Genomic DNA, 19579 nt, shown 5'->3' with positions numbered 1-19579 from the left:
CGGGAAAGATTGGTCGGAGTGGCAGGATTTGAACCTGCGACCCCCACGTCCCGAACGTGGTGCGCTACCAGACTGCGCTACACTCCGAAGGCCGGCTGCGCCGACGAGCGGGCTTATAGCTGCGGCTTTCCCGGGCCGCAAGCGGCGTGTCGGGGGTCGGGCGCGGAAATCGCCGTGCCTCACGCCAGGCGGGTCGCCCAGTCTCCCGGCAGAGCCGCGAGGGCCGGGACGATGCCGGCCGCATCGAGGGCTGCGGCGCCGAGGGCGCCCGGGCCGGGCTCGAGGGGCCGGAGGGTCCAGTCGCGCGGACCGTCCGCGATCCGCAGCACGGCGGGGGGAGCCGGGGGGAGGGCGAGGGTGAAGCTGTCGAGCCGGCGGGCGAGGCCGTCGCCGAGCGCCTTCACGACGGCCTCCTTGCAGGTCCACAGGGTGAAGAAGGCAGTCAGCCGCGCAGGCTCGTCGAGCGCCGCGAGGGCCTGGGCTTCCGCGACCGCGAAATGGGTGCGGGCGATGCGCAGGGCATCCGGCAGGGGACGGACGCGCTCGAGGTCGACGCCGATCCGCGCCTCGGTGGAGAGCCCTACGAGGGCCTGCGCGCCCGAATGCGAGAGGTTGAAGTCGAGCCGACCCGGGGGGGCGTCGCGCAGGACCGGCTTGCTGCCGGGTCCGGCGCCCAGGACGAGCGCAGCGGGATCCCACCCCAGGGCCCGGCCGAGGATCAGCCGCAGGGCGGCATGGCTCGCCCGATGCCGGTCCCGGTCCTCCTTCCGCAGGAACCGGTCGGCGCGGGCGCGCTCCTCGGCGGACAGGAGCCCGTCGCAGCGCGCGAGCGCCACCGGATCCTCCGGGAGATCGATGCGCCAGACCCGGCTTCCCGCGATCGGGCCGGGCTCGGCCACGCTCCAGCGCGTCACCGGCGGCCCCCCGCCCGCGGCCGGGCAACCGCCGATGCGGCGAGATCCGGGCGGCCAGGCCGTGTAGGGTCGGATGCGGGTGGGGAATGCGGGGGCAATGACCGATCTCGAGGCTGAGCGGGCGGGCAGGGTGGGGCGGGACGCCGGCGCGCGCAAGCGATGGGCCGGGGGAGGGGCTTCGGGAACCGCTCGGGGCGGGGCTTGGCGACTCCCCACGCTCCGGGATCGGGCGGCGCGCTACGGCGTCTTCTTCGCGACCTATGGCTATCAGGGCCTCGTCGCGGGGTTCTCGCTCACGGCGCTCGCCAATCACCTCGCCGCCCGCGGCGTCTCCGCGGCGGAGGTCGGCGCGCATTTCGCGCTCGCCGGCCTGCCCTGGACGCTGCAGCCGATCCTGTGGGGGCCGCTGATCGACGCCGCGGGCGCCGCCGCGATGGGGCGCCGCCGCGCCTGGAGCGTCGCCGCCCTCGCCGGGTGCCAGGCCGCGCTCCTCGGCCTGCTGGCGCTGCCCGGGGCGGAGGCCCTCGGCGCCGTCGGCCTCGTCTTCCTCGGCCACAGCCTGTTCGCCGCGCTGCTCGACACGGCCTGCGACCGCATGATCATGGATCATGTGCCGCCGGACGAGCTCGGCCGCATGAGCGCCTGCACGCGCATCGGCTTCGTCGCGGGCACCAGCGCGGGCGCCGCCGTCTTCGGCTGGCTGCTCGCGGAACACGGCTTCGCGGCGAGCGCCCGCTGGCTCGTTCTCGCCGGCCTCGTGATGGGCCTGCCGATCCTGCTGGTGCGCGAGGCGCCGGGCGACGCGCTGCTCTCCCTGGCCCGGGGGGCGCGGGCGCCGCGCTCCCGGGCGCCCCGGCGCTTCGTCCGCCGTCTCCTCCTCGGATTCCGCAGGTCGCATGCCCTGCGGCTCCTCGCCCTCTGCTTCGGGCTCGACGCCAGCCTCGCGCTGTTCGAAGTGCCCTTCACGGTCGATCTCGTCCAGGTGCAGGGCTGGGACGCCGCCGCGCTCTCGCGGCTCCAGGCCGGGCTCGCGCTCCTCGGCGGGACGGCCGGGGCGCTCGCGGTCGGGATCTGGTCGGACCGGTCCGGAGCGCTCGTGCCGCTGCGGATCCTGCTCTGGGCGAGCGCGGGCGCGCTGGTGCTGACCGGCGCCCTGATCGGCCTCGGCCTCACCGGAATCACCGGTCCGCTCATCCTCGGGCTCACCAACGTGCTTCCGGGGCTCCTCATCGTCGCGCTGGTGCCCGCGCTGATGCGGTCGAGCCGCGGGCGGGCCGGGGCGGCGACGCAGTTCGAGGTGTTCATGGCGGCGATGAATCTCGGATCGGTCGCGGGCGCGGCCGTGGCCGGGCCGCTCGCGGACCGCCTGGCGCTCGGTGCCCTGGCGGGCGCCGCCGCCCTGGTCTTCGCCGCAGGCGCCGTGCTGGTGGCGCGCCCCGAGCGGGTGTTCGGGCCGGATCGGCGAAACCCGTGAATCGGCGGCGCGCACCGGCGCCGCGCCTTCGCCCCGCGCGGGCGGCTGTGCGATAGAGGCTGCGATCCCCTCAGCCATCCCAGCCGCGACCATGCCCAAGCCCGCCGCGTCCCGCGAGACCGACCTGCCTGACACCGAAGAGGCCGCCCGGGCCGAGCACGCGGCGCTCTCCGAGCAGATCGCCGAGGCGGACCGGCTCTATCACCAGGAGGATGCGCCCGAGATCACGGACGCGGCGTACGACGCCCTGCGCCGCCGGCTCGAGGCCGTCGAGAGCCGCTTCCCGGACCTGGCCGGCACCGGGGCGGCGAGCGCCTCCGTCGGGGCCAAGCCCTCCGAGAAGTTCGCCAAGGTGCGCCACGCGGTGCCGATGCTCTCGCTCGGCAACGCCTTCGCGGATGCGGAGGTCGAGGAGTTCGTGGCGCGGGTGCGCCGCTTCCTCGCCTGGCCCGCGGCCGAGCCGCTGGCCTTCACGGCCGAGCCGAAGATCGACGGGCTGTCGCTCTCCCTGCGGTACGAGGACGGCCTGCTCGTCACCGCGGCGACGCGGGGCGACGGCGAGATCGGCGAGAACGTCACCGCCAACGCGCGCACCGTCGCCGACATCCCCGAGCGGCTCATCGGCGCGGACGTGCCCCCGCTCTGCGAGATCCGCGGCGAGGTCTACCTGAGCCACGCGGATTTCGCGGCGATCAACGCCCGCCAGGAGGCCCAGGGGAAGGCGCTGTTCGCCAATCCCCGCAACGCCGCGGCCGGGTCGCTGCGCCAGCTCGACCCGGCGATCACCGCCACGCGCCCGCTGCGCTTCTTCGCCTATGCCTGGGGCGCGGTGGAGCCGGCCTTCGAGGGCACGCAATCGGGCGTGATGGAGCGGTTCCGAGCCTGGGGCCTGCCGGTGAACCCGCGCACGATCCGCTGCGCCGACACCGCCGCGATGCTGGCCCAGTACCGGGCGATCGAGGCGGAGCGCGCCGATCTCGGCTACGACATCGACGGCGTGGTCTACAAGGTGGACGATCTCGGCCTGCAGCGCCGGCTCGGCTTCGTCTCGCGCTCGCCGCGCTGGGCGCTGGCCCACAAATTCGCCGCGCAGGAGGCCTTCACGGTCGTCGAGGAGATCGCGATCAATGTCGGCCGCACCGGCTCGCTCAACCCCCTGGCCAAGCTCCGCCCGGTGACGGTGGGCGGCGTCGTGGTGTCGAACGCGACGCTGCACAACGAGGGCTACGTCCGGGGCGTCGGCGGCGACGGCGCCCTGATCCGCGACGGGCGGGACATCCGGGTCGGCGACACGGTCGTGGTGCTGCGCGCGGGCGACGTGATCCCGAAGGTGATGGACGTCGTCCTCGAGAAGCGCCCGGCGGATTCGCAGCCCTACGCCTTCCCGGAGACCTGCCCGGCCTGCGGCAGCAAGGCGGTGCGCGCCTTCAACCCGCGCACCAAGAAACCGGATTCGGTGCGCCGCTGCACCGGCGGCCTGATCTGCCCGGCCCAAGCCGTGGAGCGGCTGAAGCACTTCGTCTCGCGCAATGCCTTCGACATCGAGGGATTCGGCGAGACCTATATCGAGACCCTGTTCGAGGACGGGCTGATCCGCCAGCCCGCCGACATCTTCCGGCTCGATTTCGAGGCGGTGAAGGCCGCGCTCGCCGCCCGCCGCAAGGCGCTGGCCGACGAGCGCGCCCGCCGGAAGGAGGAGGCGGCGCGCGCGGCCGGCGAGACCGTGGACCCGCCCAAGAAGGCCGCCAAGAAGGAGGCCGAGCGCCAGCTCGCCATCGAGAACCTGTTCTCGGCGATCGAGGCCCGGCGCAGCGTGGTCCTGCCGCGCTTCATCTTCGGTCTCGGCATCCCGCAGGTCGGCGAGGTGACGGCCAAGGAGCTCGCCAAGGTCTTCCCCGACATGCCGGCCCTGATCGGGGCGGTCGATGCGGCGGGCGCCTGCCGGCCCGGCCTCGCCTGGCTCCAGCTCGACGCGGTGGAGCGGATCGGCCCGGTGGTGCGCGACAGCCTGCTGGCCGTCGTCGCCGAGCGGACGGAGCGGGGCGAGCCGGTCGATCCCTTCGCGCCCGGCGCCGTGAAGGGGCTCGGCGCGGCGGCGCGCGAGCGCCTCGTCGCGGCCTTCGGCGAGGGACCGGCCCTGGAGGAGGCGCTCCTGCGCGCCGCACAGGAGCGGCCTTGCGCGGCCTACCTGACCTTCGCGGAGGGCGCGAGCGACATCGGCGACGTGGTGAAGGACGCCCTGATCGACTTCTTCGCCGAAGCGCATAACCGCTCAGCGGTGGAGGCCCTGCTCGCCGAAGTGCGGACCGAGCGGCCGGACCTGCCGGCGGCGGGCGGCACCGACCTCGCCGGCAAGATCGTCGTCTTCACCGGCAGCCTGGAGCGCATGACCCGCAACGAGGCCAAGGCCACCGCGGAGCGGATGGGCGCCAAGGTGGCCTCGTCGGTCTCGGGCAACACCGATCTGGTGGTGGCGGGGCCCGGCGCCGGATCGAAGCTGAAGGAGGCCGAGAAGCACGGCGTCACGGTGCTCACCGAGGCGCAGTGGCTGGAGCGGATCGGGCAGGCCTGATCGGCCCGATCCCCGACCGCGCACCTTCGGTGCCGCAGCGGCATCCGCCGGCGCGACGGCACGGCAATGCCCGCACAGCCCGGGAGATCGGATCGGGATTCGGCAAGCGAAGTCCCAATCGATCGTCACGAGCGCGCGCGACGGATCCGGGCGGGTCGTGCCGCCGCGCGTCGCGGCCGGTCCCGGCGTCGCCTGTCTAGCGCAGATGGAAGGCGATCCAGGCGGCGAGGGCGAGCACGGCCGCGAGCCCGAGCCATCGCAGCGCCCGGCCGCCGCGGAACCGGGGCGGCATGGGCTAGCGCCTCCGTAGCGCGCGCTTGGCCGCGTCGCGGGCGCGGGCCTCGAAGCGGGCGAGGCGGATCCGGCGGTCGAGCGACAGGACCTCCGCGCCCGGCGGCAGGGCGATGATCTCGCCGATCCGCTCGCGCTCCGGGTAGAGGCTCTCGAGGGCCGATCCGGCGAGCGTCGCCGAATCGAGGCGGTCGGCGAAGCCCGTCTCGTGGGCGACGCGCACGATCTCGGCTTCGAGGACGAGTCCGGGCGCGTGGCTGCGGCTCTGCTCGTCGTAGGCCGTCTTGAGGAGCGTCGCGACGCCGCCTCCGACCAGCGCGAGGCTGATCGCGAGCGGCGTTCCGTCGAGCATGAGACTGTCCGCCCGTCCGGTGAGCGGCCCGGCGGAGGCCGAGAACAGGGCGCGGGCAAGCGCGGCCGTCTCCGGGCGGCAGGCCATCGCGGTCCCGGCGCTCCCCTTCCAGCCCGCGCGCTCGAGGTCCAGGAAGGCCTCCACGGCGGCGGCCAGTCCCGGCCCGTCCGTGGCGGTCTCCAGATGCAGGGCGCCGCGTTCGCCCAGCCGCTTGGCGCGCCGCCGGAGATCCTTCAGCCGCGCCTTGTGGGGATGGGCGGCCAGGAACGCCGCGTGGTCCGGACGCCGGTCGAGCACCGGCCGCTCGAACGCCGCGACGGTTCCGACCGACCAGCCGGCACGCAGCATCGCCGCCCGCAGGCCCTCGCTGCGATCGAGCGGTACGAGCGGCCAGCGCCAAGCCCGGCCGCCGGAGGCGGCCGCCAGCCCCGCCACCAGGGCGTCGCACACCGCGGGGGTGGTGTCGGCCATCAGGGGCGCGGTCGAGGTCACGAACGGGGACAGGAACGGGCGGGCGACCTGCCCGCCGAGCCCGGCGAGGTCGCGCCGCAGCCGGTACGGCAGCAGCGCGAGCACCCGGCCGGCCCGACGGACCGACACCATGGAAAGATCGGCCGGCAGCAGACCGGCCGCGCGGTGCGCGCCGAGGACATGGCGGCTGTAATGCGGGTTCGGGGCCGTCGCCCGCGCGAACGCGGCATCCCAGTCCGCCGGGTCGAGATCGGCGACGGCGCAGGATCGGACCTCGAGCGCGTCGGGCGCGGCGGCGGCAGCCATCATCGCGCGGCTCCCGCGAGGCCCGACCAGACCGGGGTCGACAATCCATGGACGGTCCGCGCGGCCAGAGACAGGGCCAGCGCGCGCAGCACCGTCGCGACGGCCATGGCGCAGGCGGCGCCGATGACGCCGAGGAGGGGGATCAGGACGAGGCAGAGCAGCGCCGCGACGCAGAGGAGCGCGAGGGTGATGGCGGCGCAGAGCCGCTCTCCCCCGAGCATGGTGAGGAGATCCTCGCTCGGCCCGAACAGGCTGGCGGCGACGCTGCCCGCGGCGAGCAGGGCGAGGATCGGCACGCTCTCGCCGAAGCCGGGTCCGAACAGGGCGAGGAGCAGCGGGCTCGCGGCGACGACGCCGAGGGCGACCGCGAGCGTCGCGGCGGCCGTGGCCTGTCCCTGGAACCGGATGAGGCCCGCCAGGGCGATGCGATCGCCGAGGGCGTGGGCGGCGCTGTAGCGCTGGGCCGTCGCGGCGGCGGCGGCGAAATGCACGAAGGCCACGAATTGCTGGATCCGCGTCGCCGCGAAGTAGAGGCCGACGGCCGCCGGCGGCATCAGGAGGCTGAGGATCACCACGTCGACGAAGCCGAACCCGGCGCTCGCGAGGTCGACCAGCGCGATCGGCAGGCAGGCGCGCAGCCACGCACCGAGCCGGTAGCGCCGCTGCCCCGGCGGCAGCACGCGGCGCAGCCGGACGAGGAGCAGTCCGGCCTGCAAGGCGGTGGAGAGGGCTGCGGCGGCGAGCATGCAGGCCATCGCCGTGCCGGCCTCGGCCGGCGCGCCCGCGAGGACGGCCGCGACCAGCGCGCCCATCATCGCGATCTGGCGGAGGAGGTAGGGTGGCGCGATCGCCAGGAGCGCCCAGTTCTGGCTGCGGGCGACGCCCTCGAGGTAATCCTGGAGCGCGAAGATCGGCAGCAGGCAGGCCGCGAGCACCAGCGGGACCCGGTAGGGCTCGGCGAGGATCGCGGGCGCGATGTGCAGGAGGGCGATGCCGAGGAGGCCGATGCCGAGGGCGGCCAGGAGCGTGAGCAGCGCGCCGGCCAGGAGAAAGCCGCGGGCCTCCTCGAGGTCGCCGCGCGCCTGCTGCACCGGCAGGAAGCGGCTCGCGCCCTGCGACAGGCCGAGTGTGAGGGTGTGACCGAGGATGGCCGTCCAGACCCAGACGCTGGCGAAGACGCCGTAGGCGTCCCAGCCCATCAGCCGTGCGGCGAGCACCTGAACCGCGTAGGCGAAGCCGGCCGACGCGACGCGGACCGAGAAGACGCCGAGCGCCGCACCGGCGGCGCCCGCCCGCGCGGCGTCGAGGCGTCGCAGCGCCGTGCCGAGGGGAACCCAGGCTGCCATGCTCGTCCCGTGCCGAGAGACCGGTCGTCCGGTCTAGGCGGCAGCGGGTTGCCGCGCCGTTAACGCGCCCGTCGGACCCCGAACCGTCGAGACGCCGGGATCGCGAACCGACAGATGGCAACGGGTGGATCGAAGCGCCCGCTGCCTAGAGCGCCTGCCGACGCCGTGGTTGCGGGCTCGCCGCACGCATGCTCATCACAACAGGGACCTGGGGCAGTATCAGAGGCTCGGCGTGCATAGCGTGCCCTTGCACGTCACGAACGCTCCCTCGCCGAGCGGAATCTCGTCTTCGACGAATTGAGGATCCTTGTACCCTCTGACATCGACGTTGCCCCAGGCCTTCGAGAACTTCATCAGAAGCGGCGGATTCTGGCCCAGCCGACAGGCCGCGAAGTGCACGAAGGACACGCCGGGAACGAAGTACTTTCTCCCGCGCTCCAACTCGCTCTTGTAGCTGTCGAACGTTTCGAGACTGATCCTGTCCTTTCCGATGTGGATCGCTTTCGGACTGGCGTGAGCATAGATCACGAGGTGGGCGATCTTCGCATGATTGGCCTCGGCGTTCTCGCAGATCGCCCCGATCAGGCTCGACACACCCTCGATGGCATGGGCGCCCTTCGCATTGACCCAGGCGAGCCAGTTCGGGAGATCAATGGTTCGCGATGGCGATGTGAAGACGAAGTTGATGAATTTCGTACGTCTGGGTCCAGCAACGAATGTCTGGGCCATCATCACCTCCGATGCATCGCGTGTTCGTCCTTGCGGCGGCGGAAGACGCAGGCCTCTCCGCGCCTGCGCGCCAGGACGCCGAACCTTCGCAAACCACCGATCGGACTTGGCCGATCGGTCACGGGGCCGCCGCGAGACAGAAGCCAGGGAGTCCGCAGTTCCAGATCGCGGGATCGTTTACTGCGCGGGCTTGCTCTCGGCCTTCAGTGCGGGCGGTTCCTTGACGCCGCCGGTGACGTCGGGCTGGAGCAGGGACAGGGTGATCGCCCGGGTCACGTGCTCGGCCATGCAGCGCAGGCCGAGATCGTTGAGGCGGAATTGGCGACCGAGCATGTGCGTCTCGGTCTTGTCGGCGCGGCCCGCGAGGTAGCGCATGGCCTCGTAGCGGAGCACCAGAGGGACCATCTCGCGCGTCGCCACGTCGTGCACCGCCTTCACGATGCCGTTGTAATAGGCGTCGTCGGCGAGGCTCGCGGTATAGACCGGATCGACCAGGACCACGTCGATCTCGTGCGACTTGATCCAGCGCACCGTCTCGTCGAGGGCGTCGGTGAAGGCCGAGAGCTCCACCCGGGCCAGGGCGTCGTGCGTGCCGACCTGCCAGACGACGAGGTCGGGATCGACCTCGGCGACCATGCTGCGCAGGCGCTCGGCGGCGCCGGACGCGATCTCGCCCTGGAGGCCGCGGGCCTCGATCTGGACGTCGACGTCGGGCAGCGAGCGCTCCAGCGCCGTCTCGAGCCGGATCGGATAGGTCGTCGACGCGCCGAGTCCCGCTGACGTGCCGCCGATCGCGAGCACGCGCACCGGCCGCTTCTCCCGGAGGGCGGTCTTCACGGCCTTGAGCTTCGCGAGCGTGTAGAGCTGGGAGCCGGGGACGCGGCATTCGGGGGACAGGCTGGCATCGCCCGTCTCGCCGAGCGCGGGCGGCGACACGACGGTCGGCATCGGGCGCGCAGCCTCCTCGGCCGCGAGGGGGAGGGCGCACCCGAGCGTTGTGGCGATGACGAGGGCGGCGCGGATCAGGGCACGCGCGCGGCGGTGCGGGGCTGCGGCTTGCGGGAGCGCCATTCGACGAACCATGCGGTGAAGCCCAGGGCGAGCAGGCCGATGCTGAGGATGGACAGATCGACGAGGAAGCCGCCTCCCGTCCAGAAACGCAAGAGTTGCCCGCCGAGGCTCAGTACCGACCCCATCGAGAACACGGCCAGGGAATTCCGGCCGAGGCGCGCGAGGTAGCCCGTCACCGGCCCGATCCGTGGCGCGAGGACGCCGTAGACCGGCCCGAAAGCGAGCAGGACGCCGAGGAAGTGTATCAGCCGCGCGGGGGTCAGATAAGTTTTGTCGAAGGTAAAAATGAGGCGTGGATCCGGAACGCGTAACGGATCGGGACGAATCTCAAGCAGAGACAGGACGATTCCGAGGAGCACGATCGCAACGCCCAGCGGGAAGAGCCGTCGCGCGGTGCGGCGCAAGACGTCGGATTGCCGGTTCCAGTCCTGGAGCACGAAGCCGAGCACCAGCAGCAATTGCCAGCAGAACGGATCGAAGAACCAGTCGCCCTGGCCCGGCCAGGAGGGCAGGTTCCACTCCTCGATCAGGCTGAGGGCGTAGAGGCTGCCCGAGACGAGCAGAGCCGCGGTCCGGCTCTCGCGGGCGATGAGCAGGAAGATCGGCGCGATGCCGAGCAGCACGACGTAGAGCGGCAGGATATTGAAGAAGCCGAGCTGGTGCGTCAGCAGCACGACGCCGACGATGGTCTGGATCGGGTCGGCGAAGAATCCGCCCGCGTTGTGCCATTCGAGAATGAGCGGGTTGTCGAGCAGCAGGGCGCTGCCGGCGATCATCGCCAGCGCGATGGTGATCACCGTGAGTTGCGCGCGGTAGACCTCGATGGTGCGCGAGAGGAGGCGCACCACGGTGCGGCCCCGCGGCTCGAACACGCCGTCCCGCCCGCGCGTCGCGATCCCGATCGACCAGCCCGCCAGGAAGACGAACAGCTCCGCGGCGTCGGAGATGCCGTATTGCGAGTAGGTGTAGCGCTCGAAGGTGTTGCCCGGGACGTGGTTGATGAAGATCGTCACCAGGGCGAGGCCTCGCCAGAAGTCGATCGCGTTCGGTTCCCGCATCGCGGTGGCGGCTCCGGAGATTCGAGGGCGCAGGGCGGGTTCGAAGGCGCGGCGGTGATACGGCGTGCGGGGCCGCTCTGCCAAGGTGCGCCGCTGCTGCACCGCGATACGACCGGGATCGCCGTCGCGCGAACCGGGGGCCGGCTCCCGCGTTGTGCGCCAGAGAAGCCGCTCCCGGTCCGCACGGATCGCGCGAGCCCGACACCAGGATGGTTCCGATGCCGCGCCTGCCCGCCCAGATCCTCGCGCGCGCCGGGACCTGCGCGCTCCTGCTCGCCGCGCCCGCCGCCGCGCTGGCGCAGGCCTCCACCGGAACCGGCGGCGGCCCGACCTCGACCGTGACCGCGCCCCATACCTCCTCCGTCGGGCGGACGATGCCGCGCCCGGGCGGCGGCGGCGCGGATGTCGAGGGCGACCGCACCGAGCGCACGCCGAAGATGAAGCAGGACGACCAGATCCAGAAGGGCATCTGCGTAGGCTGCGGCGCGAAGTAGGGACTGCGCGGGGCCGCTAGGTCTGCGGCCCGCTCCCCGTCAGCCAAGCCGGATCGAACCCGCCCTCGGCCTCGGGCGGGGTCGCGTCCCCGGGCGCCTCGCCGCGGACCAGGAATTCGGTCTCGCCCCGGTCGAGATCGCGCATCTGCTCGGCCAGGAGCTGCAGGTAGCTCGCCGCGGCGAGGGGACCGAACGCCTCCGCGAAGCGCTCGTGGGCGACCGCCGCCATCGTCTCGATCACGGCGACCGGCGGCGCGCCGTTGGCGATCGCCGCGTCGAGCGTCGCGCGCCAGGCCCGGCCGAGCCGTTCGCGAAGGTCAAGCGTGTCGTCCACGATGAGGCTCACTGCACCCGCCCGGACTGAGCCCGGATCGCCGGGCGAAGTCAAACCGGCGGGCCGCAGGATGTGAACAGAGCCGCAACATTTAACCGGCCGTTAACCGTTCCGCCCCAGGTTCGGCAGCGAACAAAGTGGGAACGACGATGCAGCACACACGCTTCGCCAGCCAGGACGTCCACGACGCGCGCCGCAGCGGTGCGCGCGACGGCCTCGCCGCCACGCTGCGGCCCGGATACCTCGGCGCCGCGGGCGATCCGCTGCCCGCGCTGCTGGCCGATCTCGTCCTCGCCCTGCGGCGGCGCGAGCGCGAATGGAACCGCGCCGACCGGCGGATCCGGGCCTGACCGGCCCCCGCCGGCCTATGGTCAAGTTTTGGCCCGAATTTCCGGGTGTTCTGCGGGACGGGGGTATCGAGTAAGGAGGCCGCGATGGTGGTCCTCGACCCGCGTACCGGGCAGATCGTCACGATCAGCGATGCGACGCTGTCCCGCCTGAGAGAGAGCGTCGACCGCCGCGGATCCGCCGCCGCGCGGTCCCGGCCGCATCCGACCCCGGGTCGGATCGAGCCGCCCTTGCCCGCGAAGGTCCGGACGCCGCAGACCTGAGAGGGGCGCCGGATCCGCCGCGCGGCCCTTGGTGTCGGCGCCGAGCCGGCATACCCTGTTGGCTCCGGGATCCGAGCCGTGTCGCCGCGCTACTTTCTCGACCTGATCGATGGACAGGACACCATCCGCGACGAGGGCGGGATGGATGCGGCCGACCTCGACGGGGCCACCGACCACGCGCAATCCGTGCTGGACGAGATCCGCAGGACCGCGCGGCTGACCCGCTCCGTCGGCCCCTGGGAGATCGTGATCCGGGACCGGAACGGGCGCCCTCTGCGCCGGATCGCCATCGCCTGAACCGGCCCGGAGCCCGGCCGGTATCGCGCGCGCGATCGTCGAGGCGAAGTAAGAACCGACATCACGGTGCGTCGCGAGGCATGAAATGTGCGAGCGCCCACCCTATCTAACCCTGTACGTCGACGTGCGGCTTGGCGTTCGGTGTCATCTCTCTGCGTTCCTGCGCGCCTTATGCTTGGCTGTGCTGGATCCGCATGTCGACACCGGAGCGTGGGTGCCGGCACACCGAGAGGACTCCCCCGATTCCCGTCTCGAAGGGAGGCAATTTTATGCACAGCCGCGATCGCGCCGGCCCGGGCGACGACCACGAGCAAGGGGCGGACTGCCCGCCCGCAGCGGACGGCCCGCTCTTCTCCGTCATCATCAACACCTATAATTATCGCGCCTTCCTGGCCGATGCGGTGGCCAGCATCGAGGCGCAGACCTTCGCGTCCTACGAACTGATCGTCGTCGACGACGGTTCGACCGACGGATCGATCGCGTATCTCGAATCGCTCGGCGCGCGCTGCCGGCTGGTCCGCACCCACCGCTTCGGACAGGCGCGCGCCTGCCTCGAGGCCGTGAAGGTCGCGCGCGGGCGCTACCTCTACATCCTCGACGCCGACGACCTCGCCGCGCCGAACCTGCTCGCGACGGCGGCCCAATTCGTCGAGGCCGAGCCCGCCAAGATCCAGTTCCAGCTCACGCCGATCGACGAGGCCGGGCGGCCCTTCGCCGAACCCTATCCAGCCCTGCAGACGGCGATGGACAGCGCCTATCATCAGGCGGAGATCCGGCGCACCGGAACCGTCACGGCGCCTCCGACCTCCGGCAACATCTTCCGGCGCGACGTGATCGAGCGCGTCGGCGACATCGCCTACGAGACCGCGATCGACGGCGTGACGCTGCTCTACGCCCCGTTCGCCGGCCCGATCGTGACGCTGGCCGCACCCCTCGGCGCCTACCGGGTGCATGCGCAGGGTCATTCCAGCCATGCCGACCCGCTCAACCGCGATCGCGTGCGGCGCGACGAGGCGCGGTTCGGCGACCGCCTGGATCACCTCAACCGCCTCCTGGCGCGCCGCGGCGGGATCGCCCCGGTCCCGGGCGCGGCGGCGCATTTCGTTGCGTCGGACTACACCGTTCTCGACCACCTCGTGGCGGGCCGGCGGCCGAGCCCGTTCGCCGCTCTGCGCTGGGTGCGGTTCCTGCTGCGAGAGCACGGCCTCGGCACCTTCTCGCTGCGCAAGCTGCTCTGGCTCGCCGCCGTGACGGCCGCTCCGAAGCCGCTGCGTCTGCGCTTGACGCGCGAGCGTCTGAATCCCTGGCGCAGGCGCGCCACCCGGCCGTTCGCGGTCGCCGGCCAGGCCGCAGAGGCCGAGGCTTGAGGCGAAGGTCCGTCGGCGAGACCCGCCCCGTCTGACCCCCATTCCCGACCCGTCCCGTGATGGCCGAACGCTCGAGCCGTCGAAGATCCCAACCGGAGGCACAACCACGATGCAGTCGAAACCGCGCTACGCAGTCCTGTTCCGCACCCATATCTGGGACGCATTCGTGGAGCGCCAGTACCAGCGCCTGAGCGCGCGGATCGGCGGCGGCGATCTCTACGTCCTGCTCGACGAGACCAACGGGCCCGTGCGGACCGGACAGGATCGCGTGCTGAGCCATACCAATCAGTCGATCATGGATCTCGGACTGGCGAAGGCAGGATCGGGCAACTTCCTCTGGTTCAACGGCGACTACCCGTTGTATTTCTTCTATAACAAATTTCCGGATTATGATTACTACATCATGACCGAGTACGATGTCACCCTGAACGAGGACATCGACGCGATCGTGAGCCGGATCTCCGCCGCCTCGGCCGATCTCCTGTCGCTGACCAAGGGCGATCCGATCGAGGAGCACGTCGTCAGCTGCAGCGATGTCTATCCGGTGGCCGCGGTGACGAAGCGGCTGATCTGCTTCGCCGCCTTCTCGAACCGTGCCGTGAAGCGGCTCTACGACCGGCGTCTCGAACTCTCGCGCGCCCACGAAGAGGGCCGCATGCGCAACTGGCCCTTCTGCGAGGTCTTCATCCCGACCGAGCTGCAATCGGCCGGCTACACGCTGGTCGAGCTGTCGGATCTCGGCTCGACCAGCCAGTACGATTGGTGGCCGCCGGTCCTGGAGGCCGAACTGCCGAAACTCACGCGGCACACCTTCATCCATCCGGTCTTGGACGAGAGCCGCTACGTCGCCTCGGTCCTGCGGATCTGGAAGATCACGGACGTCCTGAACGTCTCCAGCGACCTGATGCGGCGCCTGCGCAAGGTGCCCCTCCGGGTGTTCGCGCCGCCGCTGATGCGCACGCTGGGCTTTCGCGCCCAGCGCGCCTTCCGGCGGCGGTTCAGCGCCTCGCCGGGCTGAGGCGCAAGACGGCCCGGTCCGGCACGGGGCCGGTCCCCGTCGCGACGCGGTCTGGACCGGGTCAGAGATCGCCGAGGGCGAGTTGCCCCTGGTTGGCGCGCCGCTGGGACGGCTTGCGCTCCTTGGCCGTCGCGGAGGCGGCCTTGCGCGGCTTGGGCTCGCCGCGCAAGCGCGCCTTCGCCTTGTCGCGGGCCACCGCCTCCGGCGCCTGCGGATCGTCGCTCAGCCACTTGCCGCGCTTGATCACCTCGTTCACGCGGCCCTGGTTCACCCCGACCTTGAAGGCGATCTCCTGCTGGGTCATGCCCGTGCTCGCGTGAAGGTCGAGGATCGACCGGGCGAGCTCGGGCGTCATCTTCTGGCCCGTGAGGCGGCGGGCAGGCTTCACCGTGCGGGTGGCGCGGTCGCGCTCGCGCAGGCGCTCCAGCAGCGCGAGCGCCATGTTCATGCCGTGCTCGCGCAGGGCCTCCTCAAATTCCTTCAGCGTCGCCATCGGCGGTCTCGATCCCGGAGGGTGCGGGCCTGGAGCCCGGAACATTGCCTGAACGTGCCGGATCACGACGGGGTTGCGCAAGCGGTCCGGGACCTGGAAGGCTGACTTGGCGAATCCCCGGCCCTGTCATCCACCGCAAAATCCGGTCGTCTGGTCTCGGCGCGGGCTCTCGGCTAAACGGCGGGTCCGATCACGCGGCAGGAGACCGTCCCGGACATGATCAGCCCGATCCTCACCGTCTCCCAGGCGGAGCCGCGGCCCGGCGGCGCCTCGCTCGCGCAGGCGCTCGAGGGCGGGGCGGTGCTGCTCTTCCCCGATCTCGACTTCCCGTTCAGCGACTTCGAGAAGCGCTTCGTCGAGCGTCCCTTCGCGGACGGCAAGGCCAAGAACGTGAACATCCGCGGCGTGTCGGCGGAGCTCCGCGGCGCGGCCGGGACGCCCGAGGAACAGGAGGCCCTGCGCCAGCTCCTCGTGCGCTACCGTGCCTTCGCCGAGGGGCTGATCGACCGGTTCCTGCCGGACTACACGGGCCGCGTCGCGCTGGCCGGCACCTCCTACCGCCCCTTCGACGTCGACCAGCGCAAGCTGAGCTGGCGCCGCGACGACACCCGGCTCCACGTCGACGCCTTCCCGTCGAATCCGATCGGCGAGAAGCGGATCCTGCGCGTGTTCCGCAACATCAATCCGAACGGGGAGCCGCGGCGCTGGCGCGTGGGCGAGGATTTCGGCTCGATGGCCGAGAAGTTCCTGCCGAAGCTGCCGGGCTACTCGCCGCTCTCGGCGCGCCTTCTGGCCGCGCTCCGCATCACCAAAGCCCGGCGCTCCGAGTACGACCACCTGATGCTCCACCTGCACGACGCCCTGAAGCAGGACGAGGCGTATCAGGCGAGCGCACCGCAGGCCGACGTCGCCTTCCTGCCGGGTCAGACCTGGGTGACCTTCTCCGACCTCGTCATGCACGGCGCCATGGGCGGCCGCTACATGCTGGAGCAGACCGCCTACCTGCCGGTCACGGCCCAGGCCGACCCGGATGCCAGCCCGCAGCGCATCCTCGCGCGCAAGCTCGGCCGCCCGCTTCAGTGACCCACCCATTAGCCCATCAGGAGCCTTCGATGATCCTCGAGATCGCCCAGATCGACGTGAAGCCCGGCAGCGAGGCCGAGTTCGAGACCGGCATCGCCCGCGCCGCCGAGATCTTCCGGGACGCCAAGGGCTGCCGCAGCTTCGCCGTCCGGCGCTCGGTGGAGAAGCCGCAGCGCTATCGCCTGCTGATCGAGTGGGAGACGCTGGAGGCCCACACCAAGGATTTCACCGGATCCGACGCCTGGAAGGCCTACCGCGCCATCGTCTCCCCCTGCTTCGAGGCGCCGCCCAGCGTCGAGCATACGGAGCTGGTGCTGCAGGCGTTCTGAGCCGCGCGGCCGATCGGCGCCGCGCCCCTCAGCGGGGCTCTGCCGCGAGACCCACCACGCGCCCCGGAATACCGGCGGCATCGAAGTAGCGGGTCTCGCCGAGGATCTGGAGGTCCAGCACCGTGCGCAGCCCTTCGGGCGACGGCGGCGAGGCGAGCCGGTCGCGGCGCCACGCCGGCTCGGCGCCCCCGGGCAGCGCCTCGGAGAGTACCCGCCCCACGAGGCTGCCGCGGCCCTCGAGCCTCAGGCCCAGGACGTGCGCGATCGTCATGCCGATATCGGCGTTGCTGGCGGGCGCCGCGTCGCGGAACGCCGTGCGGAAGCTCGGCCCGGCGGCGGCCATGAAGTTCCGGGTATCGGCGCGGCTGAACGATCCGTGCATGCCCTGGCCCTGCTGCAGCCGGGTGTCGGCGATCTCGACGGCGCAGAGCGTCGGCTCCGTGCAGCCCGTGGTGACGCTGCGGAAGCTCACGACGATCGCCGGCATCGGCATCAGCGCCGAGCCCTTCAGGCCGACGGACGACAGCGGCAACGTCCCGGGCAACGCGCCCAGCGCGTCGTCCACGAAGAGCCCGCCCACGTAGTCCTGCGCCAGCAGCGCCGCGACGGTGCGGGCGGCAAGCGCCGCGTCGCCCTTGGGCAGGTAGATCAGATCGGAGCCGCCGTTGGCCGCCACGACGAGGTCGGGTACGCGCGGATCCGGCCCGAGCAGGCCGTTGCCGAATCGCGTGTGGGTGCCCGCGGCCACCGGCCGTCCCGCCTCGTCGGGATCCGCGAGCGGCAGGCCGAGCGCCGCCGCGAGATCGAGGGCGAGAAATCCCGGCGGCAGATGGGTCGGCGGCACGTCGGCGTAGGAGGCCCGGGCGGCCGGGCTCGTGGCGCTCTCCTTCCCGATGGTCGAGAAGCCGTGATCGGCCGAGACCATCACGTCGGTCGTCTCCGCGAGGCCGAGATCGGCCAGCGCGGCGCGCAGCTGCGCAAGGTTGTCGTCGACGTTGCGCAGGGCCGCCCGGGAGGTCGGGCCGTTGATGCCGGGGGTGAGCTGGAGGAATCCGTCGCCGTGATTGTGCTGCGTGCCGTCCGGGTCGCGCGACCAGAACACCACGAGGAAGGGCTTGCCGTCCTGGCGGAACTTCGGAAGCACGGCCTTCGTCAGCACATCGGCGAAGTAGCGCTGCTGCCCGACATTGGCCTCCCGGGTGCCCGGACGGGCGAAGTCGCCGGGCTTGCCATTTTCCCCGCGGGACGGCGCCGCGACCGGCAGGCCGAGCCGGCCGAGATCCTCCGCGAGCCAGCCCGCGAGCGGGATCCCGTTCGGGCTGCCGGTCTGGTCGTCCACCACCACCGTGCGCTGCCCGCTGCGCTCGGTGTGGTCGAACAGGAGGGCGGGGCCGAGCTTGCCGATGGTCGCCGTGCTGTAGCCCTGCGCCCGCGCCGCCTTCAGCAGGGTGTCGGCGTCGATGTAGCTGCCGGAAAAATGCGCGTCGATGTCGCCGAGTACGTGGTCGAACTCGAGAAAGGGCGTCACCGAATCACCCGCCCCCGGCACGGGGAAGCCGGTGTAGAGGGTGTTCGAGAACGTGCCCGTATCGCCGAGGGCGTGGCCCGTCGCCATCGCGGAGGCGTTCGGCATGGTGAAGGTCGGGAACAGCGCGTGGCTGTTCTCGAATCGCACCCCCTCGCGCTGCAGCGCGTCGAGCGCGGGCGCGGTCTCCGGCTGCACGGCGAGGCTGCGCAGGCCGTCGGGGACGACGAGCACGAGATTGTGCGGGCGTTCCGCCGCCGCGGCCGCTCCCGCGAGCGCGGCGATGCCCGAGAGGACGGCGATGATTCGATGGGCGTTCCGGCGGGGCGTCATGGCGCACTTTCTCGGTGGACGAGCCGCCTTAGCCGGAGCAATGCGACGGCGGGATGACGATCGCGGCCGGCGTCGCGTGACAGGCGCATCGCCGCTGGCTACGAGGATCGACCCGCCTCGAGGCCTCAGCGTCCCATGATCCAGCGTCCTCTCCGCATCGGCACCCGCGGCAGCCCCATGGCGCTCGCACAGACCGGCATGGTGCGCGACCGCATCGTCGCCGCCAATCCGGGCCTCGAGACCGAGCTCGTCGTCGTCACCACGGTCGCCGACAAGATCCTCGACCGGCCGCTCTCGGAGATCGGGGGCAAGGGCCTGTTCACCAAGGAACTGGAGCAGGCGCTGCTGGCCGACGAGATCGACGTCGCGGTCCACTCGATGAAGGACGTGGAGACCTGGCTCCCGGACGGGCTCGTCATCGCCTGCATCCTGGAGCGCGACGACCCGCGCGACGCCTTCCTGTCGCCGCACGCGGACGGGCTCGCCGGCCTGGCGCCGGGCGCGCGCGTCGGCACCTCCTCGCTCCGCCGCGCCGCGCAGGTGCTCATGCGGCGCCCGGACCTGCGGATCGTGCCGCTGCGTGGCAACGCCAACACACGGATGCGCAAGCTGGAGAGCGGAGAATGCGATGCCACTTTGCTGGCGATCGCCGGTCTGCAACGCCTTGGTCTGGAAGGCCTGGCACGCAGCGTCATCCCGGTCGACGAAATGCTCCCCGCCGTAGCCCAAGGCGCCCTCGGAATCGAGTGCCGCGCCGACGACGCGGAGGTGCGCGCGCTGCTGGCGCCGATCGCCTGCGTCCGCACGACCACGGCGGTCGGCGCCGAGCGGGCGCTGCTGGCTGAGCTCGACGGCTCCTGCCGCACCCCGATCGCTGCGCTCGCCCGGATCGACGGCGACGCGCTCAGCCTCGACGGCCTCCTGTTCCTGCCGGACGGCAGCCGGCACTGGGCGGTTTCCCGATTCGGGACGGTGGCGGATGCGGAAGCGATTGGCCGGGAGGCCGGCGCCGCGCTGAAGGCCGCCGCCGGCGAGACTTACCCGCGCCACCTCCAGTAGGCGCAGTGCCCCGGGCTCGGAGCCTGTCACGTAGCGTCCGCGGCGCGGTCGG

The 19579-nt window shown here is 72.0% G+C and carries 20 protein-coding genes and 1 tRNA gene; 11 read left to right on the top strand and 10 right to left on the bottom strand.

The features are described 5' to 3' along the window. Nucleotides 1-10: 10 nt before the first annotated feature. Both ACS5RC_RS20510 and ACS5RC_RS20505 read right to left on the bottom strand, forming a co-directional pair. Nucleotides 11-87, bottom strand: a tRNA-Pro gene (locus ACS5RC_RS20510). A gap of 92 nt (nt 88-179) precedes the next feature. Beyond that, nucleotides 180-914 (bottom strand): 4'-phosphopantetheinyl transferase family protein, encoded by a 735-nt coding sequence (locus ACS5RC_RS20505; RefSeq protein ID WP_478345766.1) that lies wholly within the window; start codon nt 912-914, stop codon nt 180-182. A gap of 97 nt (nt 915-1011) precedes the next feature. Here ACS5RC_RS20505 and ACS5RC_RS20500 point away from each other — a divergent pair, with 97 nt between their 5' ends. Then, nucleotides 1012-2388, top strand: coding sequence for an MFS transporter (locus ACS5RC_RS20500; protein ID WP_478345765.1), 1377 nt, complete (start codon nt 1012-1014; stop codon nt 2386-2388). A gap of 91 nt (nt 2389-2479) precedes the next feature. After that, nucleotides 2480-4960, top strand: a complete 2481-nt coding sequence (gene ligA / locus ACS5RC_RS20495) for an NAD-dependent DNA ligase LigA (RefSeq protein WP_478345764.1) — start codon at nt 2480-2482, stop codon at nt 4958-4960. Between the two features lie 295 nt (nt 4961-5255). Here ligA and ACS5RC_RS20490 read toward each other — a convergent pair whose 3' ends face one another. The 5 genes from ACS5RC_RS20490 to ACS5RC_RS20470 form a co-directional block, all read right to left on the bottom strand. Then, nucleotides 5256-6380 carry a GNAT family N-acetyltransferase gene (locus tag ACS5RC_RS20490; RefSeq protein ID WP_478345938.1) on the bottom strand — a complete coding sequence of 375 codons (1125 nt, stop codon included), beginning with the start codon at nt 6378-6380 and terminating at the stop codon, nt 5256-5258. Beyond that, nucleotides 6380-7726, bottom strand: coding sequence for a lipopolysaccharide biosynthesis protein (locus ACS5RC_RS20485; protein WP_478345763.1), 1347 nt, complete (start codon nt 7724-7726; stop codon nt 6380-6382). Before ACS5RC_RS20485 ends, ACS5RC_RS20490 begins: the two co-directional genes overlap by 1 nt. A 219-nt stretch (nt 7727-7945) precedes the next feature. Then, complete coding sequence (locus tag ACS5RC_RS20480; protein ID WP_478345762.1) at nt 7946-8455, bottom strand: hypothetical protein; 510 nt, start codon at nt 8453-8455, stop codon at nt 7946-7948. Between the two features lie 177 nt (nt 8456-8632). Continuing rightward, the gene (locus tag ACS5RC_RS20475) at nt 8633-9526 is read right to left on the bottom strand and encodes an SGNH/GDSL hydrolase family protein (RefSeq protein WP_478345761.1); all 894 of its coding nucleotides are present in this window, start codon (nt 9524-9526) and stop codon (nt 8633-8635) included. Further along, nucleotides 9478-10584: an OpgC family protein gene (locus ACS5RC_RS20470; RefSeq protein ID WP_478345760.1), complete on the bottom strand. Its 1107-nt coding sequence runs from the start codon at nt 10582-10584 to the stop codon at nt 9478-9480. Before ACS5RC_RS20470 ends, ACS5RC_RS20475 begins: the two co-directional genes overlap by 49 nt. Before the next feature lie 218 nt (nt 10585-10802). Here ACS5RC_RS20470 and ACS5RC_RS20465 point away from each other — a divergent pair, with 218 nt between their 5' ends. Continuing rightward, the gene (locus tag ACS5RC_RS20465) at nt 10803-11078 is read left to right on the top strand and encodes a hypothetical protein (protein ID WP_478345759.1); all 276 of its coding nucleotides are present in this window, start codon (nt 10803-10805) and stop codon (nt 11076-11078) included. 16 nt (nt 11079-11094) lie between these two features. On the opposite strand, the gene ACS5RC_RS20460 is transcribed toward ACS5RC_RS20465, so the two are convergent. Beyond that, the gene (locus tag ACS5RC_RS20460; protein ID WP_478345758.1) at nt 11095-11412 is read right to left on the bottom strand and encodes a hypothetical protein; all 318 of its coding nucleotides are present in this window, start codon (nt 11410-11412) and stop codon (nt 11095-11097) included. A gap of 149 nt (nt 11413-11561) precedes the next feature. Here ACS5RC_RS20460 and ACS5RC_RS20455 point away from each other — a divergent pair, with 149 nt between their 5' ends. The 5 genes from ACS5RC_RS20455 to ACS5RC_RS20435 all read left to right on the top strand — a co-directional run bounded on the left by ACS5RC_RS20455 (nt 11562) and on the right by ACS5RC_RS20435 (nt 14705). Then, nucleotides 11562-11762: a hypothetical protein gene (locus ACS5RC_RS20455; protein ID WP_478345757.1), complete on the top strand. Its 201-nt coding sequence runs from the start codon at nt 11562-11564 to the stop codon at nt 11760-11762. A gap of 84 nt (nt 11763-11846) precedes the next feature. After that, nucleotides 11847-12023, top strand: coding sequence for a hypothetical protein (locus ACS5RC_RS20450; RefSeq protein ID WP_478345756.1), 177 nt, complete (start codon nt 11847-11849; stop codon nt 12021-12023). Between the two features lie 78 nt (nt 12024-12101). Next, nucleotides 12102-12320: a DUF6894 family protein gene (locus ACS5RC_RS20445; RefSeq protein ID WP_478345755.1), complete on the top strand. Its 219-nt coding sequence runs from the start codon at nt 12102-12104 to the stop codon at nt 12318-12320. A gap of 269 nt (nt 12321-12589) precedes the next feature. Next, on the top strand, nt 12590-13687 hold the full coding sequence (locus ACS5RC_RS20440) for a glycosyltransferase family 2 protein (protein WP_478345754.1): 1098 nt from the start codon (nt 12590-12592) through the stop codon (nt 13685-13687). A 109-nt stretch (nt 13688-13796) separates the two neighbouring features. Continuing rightward, a complete protein-coding gene (locus ACS5RC_RS20435; protein WP_478345753.1) occupies nt 13797-14705 on the top strand; it encodes a hypothetical protein in 909 nt (302 codons plus the stop codon). Nucleotides 14706-14766: 61 nt separating this feature from the next. On the opposite strand, the gene ACS5RC_RS20430 is transcribed toward ACS5RC_RS20435, so the two are convergent. Beyond that, the gene (locus ACS5RC_RS20430; RefSeq protein WP_478345752.1) at nt 14767-15198 is read right to left on the bottom strand and encodes an RNA polymerase subunit sigma-70; all 432 of its coding nucleotides are present in this window, start codon (nt 15196-15198) and stop codon (nt 14767-14769) included. A gap of 216 nt (nt 15199-15414) precedes the next feature. Between ACS5RC_RS20430 and ACS5RC_RS20425 the strand changes: the two genes are divergently transcribed. Together ACS5RC_RS20425 and ACS5RC_RS20420 are read left to right on the top strand one after the other, a co-directional pair. Then, the gene (locus tag ACS5RC_RS20425; protein WP_478345751.1) at nt 15415-16281 is read left to right on the top strand and encodes a Kdo hydroxylase family protein; all 867 of its coding nucleotides are present in this window, start codon (nt 15415-15417) and stop codon (nt 16279-16281) included. A gap of 29 nt (nt 16282-16310) precedes the next feature. Next, nucleotides 16311-16610 (top strand): antibiotic biosynthesis monooxygenase family protein, encoded by a 300-nt coding sequence (locus ACS5RC_RS20420; protein WP_478345750.1) that lies wholly within the window; start codon nt 16311-16313, stop codon nt 16608-16610. Between the two features lie 28 nt (nt 16611-16638). Here the strand turns inward: ACS5RC_RS20420 and ACS5RC_RS20415 are convergent, their stop codons facing one another. After that, nucleotides 16639-18468: an alkaline phosphatase family protein gene (locus ACS5RC_RS20415; protein ID WP_478345749.1), complete on the bottom strand. Its 1830-nt coding sequence runs from the start codon at nt 18466-18468 to the stop codon at nt 16639-16641. A 135-nt stretch (nt 18469-18603) separates the two neighbouring features. Here ACS5RC_RS20415 and hemC point away from each other — a divergent pair, with 135 nt between their 5' ends. Then, nucleotides 18604-19527: a hydroxymethylbilane synthase gene (gene hemC / locus ACS5RC_RS20410; protein ID WP_478345748.1), complete on the top strand. Its 924-nt coding sequence runs from the start codon at nt 18604-18606 to the stop codon at nt 19525-19527. The last annotated feature ends 52 nt before the right edge of the window (nt 19528-19579 follow it).

The organism is Methylobacterium sp. HJ2, from assembly GCF_056431005.1.
Note: the sequence above shows the minus strand (reverse complement) of the source record. Positions and strands in the feature narration are given on the sequence as shown.

Coding starts and splice junctions, on each gene's coding strand:
- ACS5RC_RS20430 (WP_478345752.1), bottom strand. CDS start 15,198: ATGGCGACGCTGAAGGAATTTGAGGAGGCCCTGCGCGAGCACGGCATG.
- ACS5RC_RS20475 (WP_478345761.1), bottom strand. CDS start 9,526: ATGGCGCTCCCGCAAGCCGCAGCCCCGCACCGCCGCGCGCGTGCCCTG.
- ACS5RC_RS20490 (WP_478345938.1), bottom strand. CDS start 6,380: ATGGCTGCCGCCGCCGCGCCCGACGCGCTCGAGGTCCGATCCTGCGCC.
- ACS5RC_RS20420 (WP_478345750.1), top strand. CDS start 16,311: ATGATCCTCGAGATCGCCCAGATCGACGTGAAGCCCGGCAGCGAGGCC.
- ACS5RC_RS20425 (WP_478345751.1), top strand. CDS start 15,415: ATGATCAGCCCGATCCTCACCGTCTCCCAGGCGGAGCCGCGGCCCGGC.
- ACS5RC_RS20435 (WP_478345753.1), top strand. CDS start 13,797: ATGCAGTCGAAACCGCGCTACGCAGTCCTGTTCCGCACCCATATCTGG.
- ACS5RC_RS20485 (WP_478345763.1), bottom strand. CDS start 7,726: ATGGCAGCCTGGGTTCCCCTCGGCACGGCGCTGCGACGCCTCGACGCC.
- ACS5RC_RS20450 (WP_478345756.1), top strand. CDS start 11,847: ATGGTGGTCCTCGACCCGCGTACCGGGCAGATCGTCACGATCAGCGAT.
- ACS5RC_RS20440 (WP_478345754.1), top strand. CDS start 12,590: ATGCACAGCCGCGATCGCGCCGGCCCGGGCGACGACCACGAGCAAGGG.
- ACS5RC_RS20465 (WP_478345759.1), top strand. CDS start 10,803: ATGCCGCGCCTGCCCGCCCAGATCCTCGCGCGCGCCGGGACCTGCGCG.
- ACS5RC_RS20455 (WP_478345757.1), top strand. CDS start 11,562: ATGCAGCACACACGCTTCGCCAGCCAGGACGTCCACGACGCGCGCCGC.
- ACS5RC_RS20480 (WP_478345762.1), bottom strand. CDS start 8,455: ATGGCCCAGACATTCGTTGCTGGACCCAGACGTACGAAATTCATCAAC.
- ligA (WP_478345764.1), top strand. CDS start 2,480: ATGCCCAAGCCCGCCGCGTCCCGCGAGACCGACCTGCCTGACACCGAA.
- ACS5RC_RS20470 (WP_478345760.1), bottom strand. CDS start 10,584: ATGCGGGAACCGAACGCGATCGACTTCTGGCGAGGCCTCGCCCTGGTG.
- hemC (WP_478345748.1), top strand. CDS start 18,604: ATGATCCAGCGTCCTCTCCGCATCGGCACCCGCGGCAGCCCCATGGCG.
- ACS5RC_RS20500 (WP_478345765.1), top strand. CDS start 1,012: ATGACCGATCTCGAGGCTGAGCGGGCGGGCAGGGTGGGGCGGGACGCC.
- ACS5RC_RS20415 (WP_478345749.1), bottom strand. CDS start 18,468: ATGACGCCCCGCCGGAACGCCCATCGAATCATCGCCGTCCTCTCGGGC.